Origin of the sequence: Thermotoga maritima MSB8 (assembly GCF_000008545.1) — a bacterium.
GTDB classification, from domain to species: Bacteria; Thermotogota; Thermotogae; order Thermotogales; family Thermotogaceae; genus Thermotoga; species Thermotoga maritima.
The window spans coordinates 1,167,901-1,185,098 of sequence record NC_000853.1; the positions used below are offsets into that span (position 1 = coordinate 1,167,901).

Annotated in this window: 15 protein-coding genes and 1 pseudogene; 11 read left to right on the plus strand and 5 right to left on the minus strand. The window is 46.4% G+C overall.

Features of this window, described 5'->3' with window-relative positions; all coding sequences use genetic code 11:
* Positions 1-4: 4 nt before the first annotated feature.
* Both pgl and zwf read right to left on the minus strand, forming a co-directional pair.
* Positions 5-667, minus strand: a complete 663-nt coding sequence (pgl, locus tag TM_RS05865; protein WP_008195599.1) for a 6-phosphogluconolactonase — start codon at positions 665-667, stop codon at positions 5-7.
* Complete coding sequence (gene zwf / locus TM_RS05870) at positions 652-2,142, minus strand: glucose-6-phosphate dehydrogenase (protein ID WP_004080226.1); 1,491 nt, start codon at positions 2,140-2,142, stop codon at positions 652-654. The genes pgl and zwf overlap by 16 nt, the downstream gene beginning before the upstream one ends.
* Before the next feature lie 88 nt (positions 2,143-2,230).
* On the opposite strand from zwf, the gene TM_RS05875 reads away from it, so the two are divergent.
* The 4 genes from TM_RS05875 to TM_RS05890 are packed head-to-tail and all read left to right on the plus strand — an operon-like array spanning position 2,231 to position 4,828.
* The gene (locus tag TM_RS05875) at positions 2,231-2,614 is read left to right on the plus strand and encodes a PspC domain-containing protein (protein ID WP_004080225.1); all 384 of its coding nucleotides are present in this window, start codon (positions 2,231-2,233) and stop codon (positions 2,612-2,614) included.
* Positions 2,611-3,408 carry a hypothetical protein gene (locus TM_RS05880; RefSeq protein ID WP_004080223.1) on the plus strand — a complete coding sequence of 266 codons (798 nt, stop codon included), beginning with the start codon at positions 2,611-2,613 and terminating at the stop codon, positions 3,406-3,408. The genes TM_RS05875 and TM_RS05880 overlap by 4 nt, the downstream gene beginning before the upstream one ends.
* A gap of 1 nt (position 3,409) precedes the next feature.
* Complete coding sequence (locus TM_RS05885) at positions 3,410-4,093, plus strand: GMP synthase (RefSeq protein WP_004080220.1); 684 nt, start codon at positions 3,410-3,412, stop codon at positions 4,091-4,093.
* 12 nt (positions 4,094-4,105) lie between these two features.
* On the plus strand, positions 4,106-4,828 hold the full coding sequence (locus TM_RS05890; protein ID WP_004080218.1) for an arginase family protein: 723 nt from the start codon (positions 4,106-4,108) through the stop codon (positions 4,826-4,828).
* Here TM_RS05890 and TM_RS05895 read toward each other — a convergent pair.
* The 3 genes from TM_RS05895 to mgtE are packed head-to-tail and all read right to left on the minus strand — an operon-like array spanning position 4,748 to position 7,972.
* Positions 4,748-5,692: an alpha/beta hydrolase gene (locus TM_RS05895; protein WP_004080216.1), complete on the minus strand. Its 945-nt coding sequence runs from the start codon at positions 5,690-5,692 to the stop codon at positions 4,748-4,750. The two genes, TM_RS05890 and TM_RS05895, sit on opposite strands and share 81 nt — an antisense overlap.
* A 6-nt stretch (positions 5,693-5,698) precedes the next feature.
* A complete protein-coding gene (locus TM_RS05900) occupies positions 5,699-6,619 on the minus strand; it encodes a prolyl oligopeptidase family serine peptidase (protein WP_004080211.1) in 921 nt (306 codons plus the stop codon).
* 12 nt (positions 6,620-6,631) lie between these two features.
* A complete protein-coding gene (gene mgtE, locus TM_RS05905) occupies positions 6,632-7,972 on the minus strand; it encodes a magnesium transporter (protein ID WP_004080209.1) in 1,341 nt (446 codons plus the stop codon).
* A gap of 207 nt (positions 7,973-8,179) precedes the next feature.
* Between mgtE and TM_RS05910 the strand changes: the two genes are divergently transcribed.
* The 7 genes and pseudogenes from TM_RS05910 to malP all read left to right on the plus strand — a co-directional run bounded on the left by TM_RS05910 (position 8,180) and on the right by malP (position 17,185).
* On the plus strand, positions 8,180-8,860 hold the full coding sequence (locus TM_RS05910; RefSeq protein ID WP_004080208.1) for a metal-dependent hydrolase: 681 nt from the start codon (positions 8,180-8,182) through the stop codon (positions 8,858-8,860).
* Between the two features lie 12 nt (positions 8,861-8,872).
* On the plus strand, positions 8,873-10,345 hold the full coding sequence (locus TM_RS05915) for a sensor domain-containing diguanylate cyclase (RefSeq protein ID WP_004080207.1): 1,473 nt from the start codon (positions 8,873-8,875) through the stop codon (positions 10,343-10,345).
* Entirely contained in the window at positions 10,342-12,018 is a 1,677-nt protein-coding gene (locus tag TM_RS05920; protein WP_004080205.1) for a 2-oxoacid:acceptor oxidoreductase subunit alpha, read from the plus strand. Before TM_RS05915 ends, TM_RS05920 begins: the two co-directional genes overlap by 4 nt.
* Entirely contained in the window at positions 12,019-12,867 is an 849-nt protein-coding gene (locus tag TM_RS05925; RefSeq protein WP_004080204.1) for a thiamine pyrophosphate-dependent enzyme, read from the plus strand.
* The gene (gene hemW / locus TM_RS05930) at positions 12,864-13,988 is read left to right on the plus strand and encodes a radical SAM family heme chaperone HemW (protein ID WP_004080203.1); all 1,125 of its coding nucleotides are present in this window, start codon (positions 12,864-12,866) and stop codon (positions 13,986-13,988) included. Before TM_RS05925 ends, hemW begins: the two co-directional genes overlap by 4 nt.
* Positions 13,985-14,557 (plus strand): hypothetical protein, encoded by a 573-nt coding sequence (locus tag TM_RS05935; protein WP_004080202.1) that lies wholly within the window; start codon positions 13,985-13,987, stop codon positions 14,555-14,557. The genes hemW and TM_RS05935 overlap by 4 nt, the downstream gene beginning before the upstream one ends.
* Before the next feature lie 160 nt (positions 14,558-14,717).
* A pseudogene (malP, locus tag TM_RS05940) lies at positions 14,718-17,185 on the plus strand (maltodextrin phosphorylase).
* Positions 17,186-17,198 lie beyond the last annotated feature (13 nt).

A 17,198-nucleotide genomic window follows, 5' to 3' on the forward strand; every position in this document is an offset into this window, starting at 1 on the left:
CGAATTATTTTCCCACAAACCAGACGGTTTTCTCTTTGCCTCTCACGAAGTAAGCGGGAAGTGGTGTATCTTTTAAGATCTCCGTTAGTCTGTTTATCTTTTCTTTTCCCCTGATGAGAAAGAGCACGTACAGTGATGTGTTCAGTGCACGAAACGTCAGGGTGACTCTGGGAACCTTAGGGTCACCGGAAGGATCTGTGAAAGTCACAAGGTTGTCTTTATTTCCCGTTTCCAAGTCGAATATGGACGCGACATGGCCATCGGGACCCATTCCAAGAATAGCGAGGTCGAACTGGTCAGTAGCTGATCTTATTTCCCTCTCATATTTCTCGCAGGCTTTTTCAATAGGAAGAGAAGTGTCAACGTAGTGAACATTACCGGAAGGGATCTTTGCTCTGCTGAAAAGAACCTCGTTTATGTTCCTGAAATTGCTTTGATCTGAGTCGAGGGGCACGTACCGCTCGTCGCTCAAAAAGAAGTGGATGCGATTCCATGGGAACTTCTGTTCTGCCAGTTTCTCATAAACGGGAAGTGGGGTTCTCCCGCCGGCGAGAACGACGAAGATCTTATCCTTTTCCTCGAGAAGTTTTTCCATCTTTGTGCGAATTTTCTCGACTACAAAATCAACGTACCCATCTTCGAGCAGGTATATCACAGTTTTCTCCATTTTCTACCGTCCCTTTCTATGAGTAGATCGGCTTCTCTCGGTCCCCACGTTCCCGCCGGATACACATAAGGTGAAAAGCGAACGGGATCGTTTTCCCAGGCTTTGAGAACGGGATCGAGAAGTTCCCAGGAAACTTCGAGGTCGTCTCTTCTCATGAAAAGTGTAGGATCTCCAAGTATCACGTCCAGAAGGAGTCTTTCGTAAGCGTCGGGCAGTTTCACTCCAAAGTAATCCTCGTATCTGAAGTCCATACTGAGAAGCTGTGGAAACATGCCGGGACAGGGCCTTTTCACCTGAAACTCAAGAGAGATTCCCTCGTTTGGCTGCAAGGTGAAAACTATCGTGTTCGGCTCCAGTTCATCAGAAGGTACACCGGCAAAGATCGAATGAGGAATCTTCTTGAAAACAACAGCAACCTCGGTTATTTTCTTGGGGAGTCTCTTCCCGGACCTCAGATAGAAGGGTACACCGCTCCATCTCCAGTTGTCTATGAAGAGTTTCATGGCAACGAAGGTTTCCACGTTGGAGTCTTTGGCCACACCCGGTTCCTCTCTGTAAGCCGGCACTTCTTTTCCGTTCACAACCCCTCTTCCATACTGGCCTCTGACGATCCAGCTTTCCAGTTCCTCCACAGGGAACGGTCTGATCGATCTGAGAAGCTTCACCCGCTCGTTTCTGAAATTCTCTCCATTGAAAGAAGAAGGAGGTTCCATGGCGATCAGTGCGAGGATCTGAAGCATGTGGTTCTGGAAGATATCCCTGAGGAGTCCCACGTTTTCGAAGTATCCTGCCCTGTGTTCAACACCTATGTCTTCGGCCATCGTGATCTGAACGTGATCCACGAACTTGTTGTTCCAGATTTCCTCGAATATGAAGTTGGCAAACCTGAACACCAGTATGTTCTGAACGGTTTCTTTTCCAAGGTAATGATCGATTCTGAAAATCTGATCTTCCTGGAAGTATTTCTGAAGAGTGTCTTCCAGTCTTCTGGCCGATTCCAGGTCTTTCCCGAACGGTTTTTCGATCACAACGCGCGCAGGTTTTTCGTTCAATCCAGTTTTCGAGAGGTTTTCCAGAATAGGGATGTAAAGATCCGGAGGAACAGCGAGATAGAAGACCAGATTGCTGGAATCGATCCTTTTTATGAGAGTCTCGATGGTGTTTTTCAACTGTTTGAAGCTCTCAGGATCCTGATAATCCACGCTGATGTAACTGCAATGTTCCAAAAAATCAGGGTTGGCATCGAATCTGGATCTGAATTTCTTATCGTCCATTTTCGTTCGTGCCGCACCGAGAACGAAAAAGCGTTCGGGCAGAATACCTGCCTCGAACAACCTGTTCAAAGCGGGAATGAGCTTTCTTTTTGTGAGGTCACCAGAAGCACCGAAGATCACAATTCCGAAAGGTTGTTCGATCTTTGGAAAACACCGGAGGGTATCATCCGGACATTTCTCCAATCCCAGACTGCACTTCATGATCTCACCTGCCTTTCTGGATTTTTACCACGAAATGAGGAATAACTAATTTCCTTTGTGTTAAAATTCCTTAAAAGGGGGGATGTTCATGAAACAGCTCAGACGATCAAGAAAGAACAGGATCATAGCGGGTGTTTGCGGCGGCTTTGCAGAGTACTTCGGGGTCGATCCGACCCTTGTAAGACTGATCTGGGTTCTCATCACACTCGCGTGGGGAGCGGGTCTTCTGCTATACATCATCGCCTGGTTGATCATGCCTGAAGAAGAGGGAGAAACAGAGAGCGAAAAAAAACCACTTCAGAACACAGAAGGATTGAAAGTATTGGTCGGTGGCCTTCTCATCTTCCTGGGAATCGTCTTTCTCGTGTCCGCTTTCTTTCCAATCTTCTTTGGAGTGGCATGGAAGGTGGTTCTTGCCCTTCTGTTAGTGATTTTTGGTGTGCTCCTTCTTTTGAGGAGAGATGAAAAATGAAGATAATATTCGGTATCTTTCTCATTTTCATTGGAACTCTGCTCCTTACAACGATTTTTCTGGATGTCTTTTCTCTTTCATTCCTCACAAGGATATTCCACAATCTCGGCCTCTTCTGGCCTCTGATACTGATAACTTTCGGTGTTTATTTCATCTATCTCAGCGTGAGGAAAAGATGGTTGTACTTTTTGAGTGTGGGTGTGTTTTCTGCTTTTCTTATATTACTTCTTGTGTGGCCATACGAATCTGTTTCAACACCCGGGAAATATCAAGTTTTCACTGGTGTGAAGAGGATCTCGCTCAAGAGCGGAGGGTTCACCGTCAGGTTCATTGAAGGTGAAGAACTCAGAGTGTACGCGTCCAGCGGAATAGAAGTATCAAAACTCGGTTCAGATCTGATCGTGAAGGGTTCTCTCTGGAGAAAACTCGGTCCAAAGATAGTGGAGATCGAACTACCGAGGGATACCTTCGAACTTTCTTTCGAAAACGGTGCTTTCACGGTGAAGGGTGAATTCGAAGAAAACAGATTCACGCGAATTGAAACAAAAGACAGCGTTTTGAATATAAGATTCAATTTCCAAAAGATGAACGTTCCGCTTTATTTCGAGGCAGAAGATTGCGTTCTGGAGGTCCTGTTCAGACTACCCACTGGGGTCTCTTACTTCATCGATAAAAAAGACGGACTTCTTTTGAAGACCATCGAAGGGAATATAGTTGAATCGGATTTCAATCCTGATCTCTTCTTCAAACTGAAAGACGGTGTCTTTCGAGTTCATCTTGAAGGAGGAATATAGTGTGAGAGTGCTCGCTATTAGACACGTCGAGATAGAGGACCTTGGAATGATGGAAGATATCTTCAGGGAGAAGAACTGGAGTTTCGATTATCTGGACACTCCAAAAGGGGAAAAACTCGAAAGGCCTCTCGAAGAGTATTCTCTCGTGGTGCTTCTTGGAGGGTATATGGGAGCCTACGAGGAAGAGAAATACCCTTTTTTGAAGTACGAATTTCAGTTGATAGAAGAGATCCTGAAAAAAGAAATCCCGTTCCTTGGAATATGTCTGGGTTCTCAGATGCTCGCTAAAGTCCTTGGGGCGAGTGTCTACAGAGGAAAAAACGGAGAAGAAATAGGCTGGTATTTTGTTGAAAAGGTCTCCGACAATAAGTTTTTCAGAGAATTTCCAGACAGACTGCGGGTGTTTCAGTGGCATGGAGATACTTTCGATCTTCCACGCAGAGCAACCAGGGTCTTTACTTCTGAAAAGTATGAAAACCAGGGATTCGTCTATGGCAAGGCTGTGGGGCTCCAGTTCCATATAGAAGTGGGAGCCAGAACCATGAAACGCTGGATAGAGGCATACAAAGATGAACTTGAAAAAAAGAAGATAGATCCCAGGCTTCTCCTTGAAACGGCGGAGAGGGAGGAAAAAGTCCTGAAAGGCCTCTTGAGGTCTCTTTTGGAAAGGATGGTGGAAAGCTGAGGAGGTGTTATTGTGATACCTCCTCACATCCACATCCTCGATTTCAACGGAATTTACGAAGAACAGCGGATCCTAAAATCTCTCGCTGAGTTTGTGTTTTCCAAAAAAATCGAAGGCATCAGGTACATGGTCCTTCCCGAAAAGATTCCTGAAATTGAAAACATCCTTCCTTCACATCTGGGAGTGACGTTTCTGGGCGATGGAGAGTTCCACCACCTCACCTACTTCATCATCAAGAAAATAAAGAGACCTTTCGTACTGGTTGTTTTCGACAATCACCTCGATGCCAGAGAGGAAGAGTTCCTCACCTGCGACAGCTGGATCAGAAAAGCTCTGAAGCTGAAACATCTGGTGAAAGTGGTGGTTGTTGGCACTCAGGAACAGGAAAAGATCCACAGAGTGTTTTACTCTGAAACGGATCCGCAGAAGATCCTGAAACTCCTCGGAAGACATCCGGTGTATCTGAGTATTGACAAAGATGTTCTGGATATCGGGATAACGGGATGGGAGAGCGGGAGAGTTTCGCTGGAAGATCTTCTCAACGTGCTCCGTCACATCCCCTTGAGAAAGATCCTGGGAGCGGACATCTGCGGTGAACCGGATCCTTTGGAATTCTGGAAGATGCAAGAAAGTGAGAAGGTGAATCTTTCAATTCTAAGCGCTTTGTTCTTTGAGAAGCTTCATTATGTACCTGGCAGCGAGCACCTGGAAGGGAAGCCAGCTCACGTGACTTGATGGAACCTTTATCCTTTTGGGCTTTCCAAGATGCTCCCATAGAATGTCTCTTGTGCTCTTTGGGAGCGCTTTATCGAACATCGCTTCCAGCATCACGATCCGTGAGGTATCCACGAACTTCGCGTAAGCGAGCGGATCGAGTTTCAAAAGGGGATGTATGTTTGAACTCAACATCTCCTGCACCGAGGAAAATTCCTTCAGCCTCTCCAGATCGCTCCTGTAGACATCGTAGAAATTCTCCTCGTTCGTCATTCCGTGTTCTTCTCCCTTTCCGCTTTTCAATTCACGTCTCACAAAGGACAGAGTGGGTGACTTCCAGAACAGAGTGGCAAAGTCACCACCCGCCATCATGATGATCGTCTTTTTGAAATCACTGCTCAGTGCGTTGAGTAAAACAGCGATCATGCCTCCAAGGCAGTATCCAAAGAGGCAGTTTCTCTCGTGCCACATCTTCTTAACTTTCAAAAGTTCCAAAAGACTGAGGAGATCTGTGAGAGCGTGTTCCCAGAACCTGCTCATCCTGTCCAGGTCGGAGGAGAAGTAATCCTTTCCACTCACAGAACCTTCAGCAACACGCGTGAAATTTCCTGGAAGGACCGGTAGAATCGCCTCTATTCCTTTTCTGGAAAGATAGTGGGCCATCCAGATGAGATAGAGCACGTTCTGACTGCCAAGGCCCTGAAGTATCATCACCGAGCCCTGCTTTTTCCTCTTTGGGGAGAAGATGTAGACCTCAACGGGATCTGTACCTTTTTCTGCTCTGGAGTAGGTTGAATCGAACTTTAAGATAGAAACACGTATCTTCTTTCCCCTGTGAAGGTACCCCAGTGAGTATTCGGAAGGTATTCTCACGTCGTCAAACACTCTTTTTCACCTCTTCAAAAAGGAAACCGTTTCATAAAGGAACTTCACGGTCAGGGAATCCTTCAGGACGAATTCGAAGCCGTGTTTCCCTTCCGGATGAAGTCTCAGTTTTGCTTCCACTCCGTTTTCTCTGAGCTTTTTGTACATTTTAACAGATGAGATGTAGGGTACAACGTCGTCTTTCATGCCGTGAACCAGCATGGTGGAAGGTGCCTTCGGGTTCACCCAGGCTACAGGAGAGTAGAACACATAATCTTCTTTTTTTCGTACAGGAAACCCTTTCAATGTTGTGGCAACGGAGAACCTCGCAAAGAGAGAGGATGTCTCCATGCTCCACAGGTCGAGAAGATCGCAGGGGGCGTACCAGGCTACCACGTTACCATCGAAATCTTTTTCCCCTTCCTTAGAAGATCTCATCGCGTGGTACAAAACGAGATGTCCTCCCGCTGAAAGTCCCATGAGATTCAGATTTTTAATCAACAGATGCTCCCTGTTTTCGTTCAAAAACGATATCGCACTTTTCAGATCTTCCAGAATATCTTCGATGTAATGAAAGTAGCCGTATCTGTAATCAAACGTCGCTACAGCGAAACCGTTTGCATTGAGGAATCTGTACCAGGAAACGTTGTTGGGTTGTCTCCTGTATCCGGAGATCCATCCCCCACCGTGTGCAAAAAGCACGAACGGGTAACTCTCTCTCTTCACAGATGGATAATACACGTCCATTTTCAGGCTGTTTTTGTATTCGTAGGTGTAGACGTTGCCCGTTACCGATTTTTTTAGCTTTATCGGAAGTCTTCCCAGAACGGCGTTTCTCACCACAGGAAGGGAAAGCAGGAAAAAGAAAAGAAGCCCCAGAAGGGCATTTGAAAACAGCACAACGAAGGAGATTATTATCAAGCCAAACTTGATTATCAGCTTAACCATGGTCTCCCCTCTTCAACTCAAGAAGCTGTGCACCACGTAGAAATATATCATGATGCCTGTCACGTCGACGATCGTGGTGAGAAGAGGCCCTGCCATGAAGGCCGGGTCGATTTTGAAAATACGGGCGATGAACGGAAGCAGCGCTCCCATGATGTTCGCGTAAAGAATCAACACGAGCAAGGCCGTTGCTACGGCGAAATTCAGTGTGGGATCAGAAGAGATCAGAAAAGCCCTCAGGTAGAGAACACCCGCAAGAATCAAACCCAAGGTGGAACCTATCAGAGATTCCCTCAACAGAACCTTCCACCAGTCTTTCAAACTTATCTCGTTCAGTGTGAATCCTCTTATCATGAGTGCAGATATCTGCGCTCCTGTGTTACCCGCAGAACCTATCATTGTCGGTATGAAAGCTGCTATGATCGGTATTGAGGCGAGAAATTTCTCGTAGCTTGATATGATGTTCCCGTTGACGCTCTCGAGGAGAAGGAGTACCACAAGCCATGGAGATCTTTTGAGGATGAGTTTCCACGCGGGAGTGTGAAAATAAGACGTGTACGTAGCACTCATTGAGGCCATCTTCTGTATGTCTTCCGTTGCCTCTTCTTCGATGACGTCAACGAGATCGTCGAAAGTGATCACACCTATCAATCTCTCTTCGCTGTCAACCACCGGTAGTATGATCAGGTCGTACTTCTTCATGAGTTCTGCCGCGAGTTCCTGGTCATCGATGGCGTGAACAAAAACAGGATCTTTGTTCATGATTTCTGATACCTTCTGATCGGGATCGGCAACTATCAGGTCTCTGAGTTCAACGGTTCCCTTGAGCTTTCTCGTTCTATCTATCACCATGAGAGAGTAGATATTCTCTTTTTTCTTTCCTTCTTTTCTCACCTTTTCCAGCGCTTCTCTGACGGTCATATCCTCGAAAAGCTCTACGTATTCCGTAGTGGCGAGTCTTGCCGCAGAATCTTCAGGATAATTCAGGATGTAAAGAAGTTCCTCCCTTTCCTGTGGAGGAAGGTACGAAAGGAGTTTTTTCACCACGTTTGCGGGCATCTCTTCGAGTAGTTCCACTCTGTCGTCCGGATCCATCGATTCGAAGATCTCTTTCAGGCGTTCCTCTCTGAAAAGCTTTATGAGTTCCAGCTGATCGTCGGGTTCGAGTTCACTGAACACTTCAGCAGCTTTATCTTTGGGAAGGAGCCTGAAAACAACCACTTTCAGGTCGGGCGGGAGCTTTTCGATCATCTCTTTCACATCGGCGGGATCCTGCTGTTCGAGAACCCTTTTGAGCGTCTTGAAGTCTCCTTTTTCGATCAATTCCTGAAGATCGATCTCTACCTTGATCTTCATTTTCACACCTCCTCGGACCGCTTTTTTACGGAGGAAGACTGGTGCTTTCCACTTAGAAATCACCTCCCGAAAAAGCATCTGCGTAGAACTATTCTAACATCACACCGGAAGAAACACCAGTACAGAAAGAAAAATTTTTCAACGAACACATTCCTTCTTCAACGTTAATTTCCGAAAAGAGTATAATCTAAAATGGGAGGTGGTAACATGAAAGTCACATTCTTAGGACACGCCGTGGTGCTGATAGAGGGAAAGAAAAACATCATCATCGATCCTTTCATTTCAGGGAATCCCGTCTGTCCCGTAAAGCTGGAGGGACTTCCAAAGATCGATTACATACTCGTGACACACGGACACGGTGATCATCTCGGTGATGCCGTGGAAATAGCGAAGAAAAACGATGCCACGGTGATATCCAACTACGAAATCTGCCATTATCTCGGAAAAAAGGGTGTGAAGACCCATGCCATGCACATCGGTGGAAGCTATCTCTTCGACTTCGGAAGGGTGAAGATGACACCTGCCGTTCATGGCTCCGGAATTCTCGATGGTGACAGTATGATCTACGGAGGGAATCCCAGTGGTTTTCTCATCACAATTGAGGGAAAGAAGATATACCACGCAGGAGACACCGGTTTAACCAGGGAGATGGAACTTCTCGCTGAGGAGAACGTGGATGTTGCGTTTCTTCCGATCGGTGGAAATTTCGTCATGGACGTGGAGGACGCCGTGAGGGCGGCAGTGATGATAAAACCGAAGAAGGTTGTTCCCATGCACTACGGAACCTGGGAACTCATCTTTGCGGATGTAGAGCTGTTCAAGAAAAAGGTCGAGGAAAAGGGTGTTGAATGTGTGATTCTTGAGCCGGGAGAATCATTAGAATTGTGAGGGGGAAATAGTTTGCAAGTTTTTTTCTACGTTGTCTCGTTCGGATTTCTTGTGTTTGCGCTTTATCTTTTCTGTCATGTGAGAAAGAAGATCGAGTATTACAGACGGCTGGAAAAGAGCTTCGATACCATAGTTGATGGACTTTCAAAACTCGATCCGAATTCACCCGAAGAAGAGTTCTTTCAGAAAATTCTGAATATCGCGATGGAAGTTGTTCCGGAAGCAGTAAAAGGGAGCGTCTCCAGGATCACACCATCGGGGGACTGGATCTTTGTTGCCTCGAGGGGACACATCGTAGATTTGCTTGGAAAGAGATTTCCATCCAGATACTTGTTCAGAGCTGGAAGAGATCCAGTAGAAGTGAATTTTCTCGATTATGACAGAGATCTTTTTCCAGACGACATGTGGAAATTCTTTGAAAGGACTCTTCGGGGTACAAAAAAGAGCCTTGTTGTGGGTATTTTTTCTGGAGACGAATTCGTGGGAAACATCGCTCTCGACAGTCCGTACTCTGGTTTTTCAGAACTTTCAAAAAAGGTCTTGAAATCACTGGGAAACCTTGCGAGCACTTATCTTCTCATGAGGAAAACACTGGCAAACGAACAGCAGCTTCAAAAGGTCATGAGCACTATATTCACTCTCTTGCTTCTCTTCAGAAAATCCATCTCCGTTGAAGAATTCCTCAAGGAAGCCCTGCAGAAGATCGTTGAAGCGAGCAATGTCTTCACAGGCGGAATCGTATTCGAAGGGAACATTCCCGTGTTTCATACGGATCTGGAAGAGATACCGGAATTCGATTTTGAAGAATCAAAAGAAGAGGAAAAAATAGAAAAATTAGTAAAAGACGGTGTTCATTACATTGTCGTACATCTGGACTATAAAGATATGCCCTCTTACCATATGGTCTTTCTGTCAAACGAAGACATAGCACCCTCTTTCTTCAGTGTTCTCAATACGTTCGCGGAAGTAGTTTCTCTCTATCTGAGAGAGTACCATCTTCATCAAAAGTACCGTGAACTCGCACTGAAAGATCCTTTAACCGAAGCTTATTCAAGGCACTACTTCAACGAGTGGATATTCTCCCACATGGCGTGGCTCAGGCGAAATCAGAAGAAATCCGTTCTGGTGATCATGGATGTGGACGGTTTGAAAATGATAAACGACACTTACGGCCACCTCATGGGGGACAAAGCACTCGTCGAATTCGTCAAAACCCTGAAGAGAACCGTTCGAGAGTCGGATCTTGTTTTCAGATACGGTGGTGACGAGTTCCTTCTGGTACTCGTCGATAGCACCAAAGATAACGCTGCCAGTGTTTTGGAGAGGGTTGAAGAAAACCTTAAAGATGTAGACCTGCCCTTCAAAATCGAATTCTCCTTTGGTTATGAGGAGATAGATGGTTTCATGCCGATAGAAAGAGCGCTCGCGAGAGCGGACGATCTTCTCTACAAAAACAAGTTCGAAAAGAGAGGTGGTTCAGAATGAAAGACGTGAGCATCGTCCTGAGCGGAGAAGCGGGACAGGGAATACAAACGGTCGAGAACGTTCTGACACGGGTTTTAAAAGACTCCGGATTCCATGTGTTTGCCACCAAAGAGTACATGTCGAGAGTGAGAGGAGGAAACAACACCACGGAGATCCGGGTTTCATCGAGAAGGGTTCGTTCCTTCGTTGACAGAATAGACGTGCTCATACCCCTGGGAAAGGGGGCCACAGAAAGGCTGAAGAATCGTATCACGGAAAAAACACTGGTCATCGGAGAGGAAGAGTTCATCAAAGAATCACCCGGAGAAAAGATCGTGATTCCATTCCTGAACATAGCAAAACAGATTGGAAAGAGCATATACGCGAATTCAGTTGCCATAGGTTTTCTCTCTGGACTGCTCGGCGCCGATGAATCCGCTCTGAAAGACCAGATCACCAGACAGTTCAGCAGTAAAGGTGAAGACATCGTGAACGACAACATCCGCGCTGCGCTGGAAGGATACAAGAAAGGTCAAGAACTCTCTCAGAAAATCGAATTCGACGTTGAAAAGGATCCATCGATAAAGAATGAAGTTCTTCTGAATGGGGCGGAGGCTGTGGGACTTGGAGCGATCGCTGGAGGCTGTAATTTTGTCTCCTCCTATCCCATGTCTCCTTCCACCTCCGTGCTTGTTTTCCTTGCCCAGCACAAGAACGACTTCGGAATAGTGGTGGAGCAGGCAGAAGACGAAATCGCCGCCATGAACATGATCATCGGAGCGTGGTACGCCGGTGCGAGAGGTCTTGTCACCACATCGGGTGGAGGCTTTGCCCTCATGGAAGAGGCACTCAGTCTTGCAGGAATGATAGAATCGCCCGCTGTGATCCATCTGGCACAGAGACCTGGACCCGCTACCGGCCTTCCCACAAGAACGGAGCAGGGAGATCTGAACCTGGCTCTGTACGCCGGACACGGAGATTTTCCAAGGGTCATTTATGCTCCCGGAAACGTGGAAGAGGCTTTTTATCTGACGCAGAAAGCTTTCAACGTCGCCGACAAATATCAGGTGCCTGTCTTCGTCCTGACGGATCAGTACCTCGTTGACTCGTATTACAATCTTCCCGGTTTTGATCTGAACGAATTGAAAGTAGAAAAACACTTCATAAAAACAACCAGGGATTACATCAGATACGCCATCACCGAAGACGGTATCTCTCCAAGAGGAATTCCCGGATACGGTGAGGGTCTTGTGAGGGTCGACAGCGACGAGCACGACGAGTTCGGTCACATAACTGAAGACTTCAATACCCGTGTGAGGATGGTCAACAAGAGACTCAGAAAAGGGGAAACTCTGAAAAAAGAAATTGTGAAACCAAAACTGATCGGTGATGAAAACTACCGCGTTCTCCTGGTGGCATGGGGCTCCACTCTGGAGCCGATAAAGGAAGCGATAGAAGGCCTTGACGGTGTGGCGCTCCTTCATTTCTCTCAGGTCTGGCCGATCGATGAGTCCGTCGCGACATACTTCGAAAAGGCCGAGAAAGTTGTGGCAGTGGAAGGAAACGCGACAGGGCAGTTCGCGAATCTGATCCGCCAGGTGACGGGTTTCCATATAAAGGACAGAATCCTAAAGTACAACGGTCTTCAGTTCTCCGTCGAAGAGCTGAAAGAGAAAATAGCGGAGGTGTTGTGAATGAGGCTGGATGAATACATAAGCAGGGACATCGCCTGGTGTCCGGGGTGCGGAAACTTCGGAATAAGGACCGCTCTCATGAAGGCGCTGGAGGAACTGAACGTCGATCCACGACAGGTGGTCATAGTATCGGGTATAGGCCAGGCGGCGAAGATGCCCCAGTACGTTGGAGTTAACATGTTCAACGGACTTCACGGAAGGGCACTTCCCGTGGCAACGGCGATAAAGACGACGAATCCGAACCTTCTCGTGATCGCAGAGAGTGGAGATGGATGTATGTACGGTGAAGGTGGAAACCACTTCATACACACGATCAGAAGAAACCCGGATATCGTGAACATAGTCCACGACAACCAGGTTTACGGTCTCACGAAGGGTCAGGCTTCTCCCACGAGTCTGAAAGGTTTCAAAACACCAGTGCAGGTGGACGGTGTGATTCTGGAACCGTTCAATCCTCTGGCTGTTGCCATAGCGCTCGATGCTTCCTTCGTTGCAAGAACTTTCATAGGAGACATAGAGTTCACAAAAGACATACTGAAGGAAGCGATGAAACACAAGGGATACGCTTTGGTGGACATTCTTCAGCCCTGTGTCACCTTCAACAAGTTGAACACCTACGAATGGTACAGGGAAAACACGTACTATCTGAAAGACCACGACCCCACAGACAGAGAACTCGCCTTCAAAAGAGCCATTGAAACTGAAAAACTCCCGCTTGGAATATTCTACGTGAACAAGAACAAAGAGACCTTCGAGGAACTTGCAAGAAAAGGTGACAGGACACCTCTCTACGAGTACGAAGTGAATTTTGAAAAACTGAAGGAGCTGATCGAAAGCAAAAAGTCATGAAACTCGCTGTTTACGTCCATGTTCCCTTTTGCAAGAGCAAGTGTGTGTACTGCGATTTTTACTCTGTTGTCTCTGAAAAATTTGACGAGTATTTCTCTCATCTCCTGAGAGAAATCGATCTCTACGAAGAAGTACTCAGCGAAAGCGAGATAAAAACCGTCTACTTCGGTGGAGGGACTCCTTCCGTTGTCCCTCCTTCTTTTTTGAAAATGGTTTTGGAAAAACTGGAGAGAGTCTCCAGAGGTTTCACACCAGATGAAATAACCATCGAGGTCAACCCGGAGTCTGTTGAAACAGAGAAACTGAAAATCTACAAACAAATCGGAATCAACAGAATCAGTCTCGGTGTTCAGGCCTGCGATGACACTGTGCTGAAGAACGCTGGAAGGCTCTACAAAGAAGAAACCCTCAAGAAAAAAGCGAAGATAGTTCTGGAACAGTTCGAAAACGTGAATTTCGATTTTATTCTTGGACTTCCTGGTGAGACCGACATCACACTGAAGAAAGACTTCCGTTTCCTTGAAGAATTTCCCCCTCAGCACGTTTCGCTATATCTCCTCGAGGTAGACGAAAGAACAAGACTTTTCGATCTCATTCAGAAAGGTCTTGTAGAACTCCCCGAAGAAGACGATGTGGAAAGGAGGCACGACCTTTTCGTTGAATTTCTGAAAGAACGAGGATTTCTCAGATACGAGATCTCGAACTTTGCCAAACCAGGGAAGAAATCTCTTCACAACCTCTTCTACTGGAGAAATGAAAACTATCTGGGACTCGGTGTTTCCGCAGGTGGGCACATCGGAAGGTTTCGATACGTGAACGCCTCTGATCTTAAAGAGTACGAGGAAAAAATCACCAAAGGAGAATTACCTTACGAATACGTGCACGAAAACACAGAAGAAGAGGAAGCGCTGGAGACAGTCTTCATGGGTTTGAGGATAAAGGAAGGAGTAGAGTTAAACCGGGTGAAAATTCTCCTTCCCCTGCTAGAAAAGTTACAGAAAAAGTACCCTTGTTATCTGAAGGTGAAAAATGGTAAAATTTTTTTAAGCGAGGATGGTATGAATTTCTCAAAGAAGATACTCTCTGATCTCATCGAATGGTACAGGGAGGGCGGGAGATGACACACATAGTTCACAAAGGACTCGATTTCTTTGTAAAACCACAGAAGGTTTCACTCAACCTGAACATGAAAATTGGAAGCTTGAAAGTTCATCCCGAAGATTTGAAACTCCTGATGAAAAAGGTGCCGGTTTTTATGATGAGTTACTACGACAACAAGGCTTTCATGGAAAGGGAACTCGAGATCTCATCGGCGGATTTTCCAAACGGCGTGGTCTTTTTTTCTTATTATGAACCGGTACCCGCAGAGCTCAACTGGGACGTGGACAAAAAACTCATCTCTCAGCTCACAAAGTACTTCCATCTCTACGATTTGGTTCACTCTATAAATTCTCTCATAGACGAAACAGAAGGTTCTTCACTGCACATCGGTGTTTATGAGGAGTGGCTTGACAGAATAATGGTGAAAGTTCCAAGCGAAAACACGGAAGAGCTCAGAAACATGCTTTCCAGATTCTCTCTTCTCTACACGACAAAGATCCTGTGGAAAATCTTCCGTGGAAACTTCGAGGAACTGAAGAAGAGAACACACGAGATAGCCTACAAACTCTACGAAGTGGCTGGGTTCTGAATTTTCTTCATCACCCTCCCCTGAGGAGTCTGTCCTTTTCAGATTTCCTTTCATTAATCATGTCTATATTCTGGTTTACAGAAATATTTTTTAATTGACACCATCTTATAATCAACGTAGAATACTTCTGAAAGAAACCTCTCTGAGAGGAGGAGAAATTGTGCTGGAGAAACTTCCCGAGAACCTGAAAGAGCTCGAGAGCCTTGCCTACAACCTCTGGTGGAGCTGGTCCAGACCTGCTCAGAGACTCTGGAGAATGATCGATTCAGAAAAGTGGGAGGAACACAGAAATCCCGTCAAAATACTGAGAGAAGTCTCAAAGGAAAGACTGGAAGAACTATCGAAAGACGAGGACTTCATCGCTCTCTACGAACTGACGCTCGAGAGATTCACAGACTACATGGAAAGGGAAGACACCTGGTTCAACGTGAACTATCCCGAATGGGACGAAAAGATAGTTTACATGTGTATGGAATACGGACTGACGAAAGCACTTCCGATCTACTCTGGAGGACTCGGTATCCTTGCCGGAGACCACCTCAAATCAGCCAGTGATCTTGGCCTTCCTCTCATAGCCGTAGGTCTTCTTTACAAACACGGGTATTTCACTCAACAGATAGACAGTGACGGAAGACAGATCGAGATCTTTCCAGAATACGACATCGAAGAACTCCCGATGAAACCTCTCAGGGATGAAGACGGAAACCAGGTGATCGTAGAAGTACCCATAGACAACGATACTGTAAAAGCGCGTGTGTTCGAGGTACAGGTCGGAAGGGTGAAACTGTATCTTCTCGACACTGACTTCGAGGAAAACGAGGATAGATTCAGAAAGATCTGCGACTATCTCTACAATCCCGAGCCTGATGTGAGAGTTTCCCAGGAAATTCTGCTCGGCATTGGTGGAATGAAACTCCTGAAGACTCTCAAGATAAAACCTGGAGTCATCCACCTGAACGAAGTCATCCCGCTTTTTCATCCCTCGAAAGGATAAAGAGCTACATGGAAGAAGGATATTCCTTCACCGAGGCCCTTGAGATCGTCAGACAGACCACAGTTTTCACGACACACACCCCCGTCCCCGCAGGTCACGACAGGTTCCCGTTCGATTTCGTGGAAAAGAAGCTGACAAAGTTCTTCGAAGGATTCGAATCCAAAGAACTGCTTATGAACCTTGGAAAAGACGAAGACGGAAATTTCAACATGACGTATCTTGCTTTGAGAACCTCCTCCTTTATAAACGGAGTGAGCAAACTTCACGCTGACGTATCGAGAAGGATGTTCAAAAATGTCTGGAAGGGAGTTCCGGTGGAGGAGATCCCCATTGAAGGCATCACGAATGGTGTCCACATGGGAACCTGGATCAACCGCGAGATGAGAAAACTGTTCGACAGGTACCTCGGTAGAGTCTGGAGGGAACACACTGACCTCGAAGGAATATGGTACGGAGTTGACAGAATACCCGATGAAGAACTCTGGGAAGCGCATCTGAACGCAAAGAAACGATTCATAGATTACATAAGAGAATCCATCAAAAGGAGAAACGAAAGGCTTGGAATCAACGAACCACTGCCGGAGATCAGTGAAAACGTGCTCATCATAGGTTTTGCCAGAAGGTTCGCAACTTACAAGAGAGCCGTCCTGCTCTTCAGCGATCTGGAAAGACTCAAGAGAATTGTCAATAATTCCGAGAGGCCGGTTTACATTGTGTACGCTGGAAAGGCCCACCCGAGAGACGAAGGTGGAAAGGAGTTTCTCAGAAGGATCTACGAAGTTTCACAGATGCCCGATTTCAAGAACAAAATCATCGTACTCGAAAACTATGACATCGGAATGGCTCGACTCATGGTGTCGGGTGTTGACGTGTGGTTGAACAATCCAAGGAGGCCCATGGAGGCAAGCGGGACAAGTGGTATGAAAGCTGCAGCGAACGGTGTTCTGAACGCGAGTGTATACGATGGCTGGTGGGTTGAGGGATACAACGGCAGAAACGGATGGGTGATAGGTGATGAAAGCGTGCTTCCAGAAACAGAAGCGGATGATCCAAAGGATGCCGAGGCTCTGTATGAGCTTCTCGAAAACGAAATAATCCCCACCTACTACGAAAACAGAGAAAAGTGGATCTTCATGATGAAAGAAAGCATAAAGAGCGTGGCTCCAAAATTCAGCACCACCCGCATGCTCAAAGAGTACACGGAGAAATTCTACATAAAGGGACTTGTGAACAGGGAATGGCTGGAGAGAAGAGAAAACGTCGAAAAAATCGGAGCCTGGAAAGAAAGAATCCTCAAGAACTGGGAGAATGTTTCCATAGAGCGCATTGTTCTTGAAGATTCGAAGAGCGTAGAAGTAACTGTAAAACTGGGCGATCTCACACCGAACGACGTGATAGTCGAACTTGTGGCTGGAAGAGGAGAGGGAATGGAAGATCTCGAAGTGTGGAAAGTGATACACATCAGAAGGTACAGGAAAGAGAACGATCTATTCGTTTACACTTACACCAATGGTGTTCTTGGTCATCTTGGATCTCCCGGATGGTTCTACGCGGTGAGAGTCATACCGTACCATCCCAGGCTTCCCATCAAGTTCCTGCCCGAAGTACCGGTTGTCTGGAAGAAGGTTCTCTGACGGGGGGCTCTGC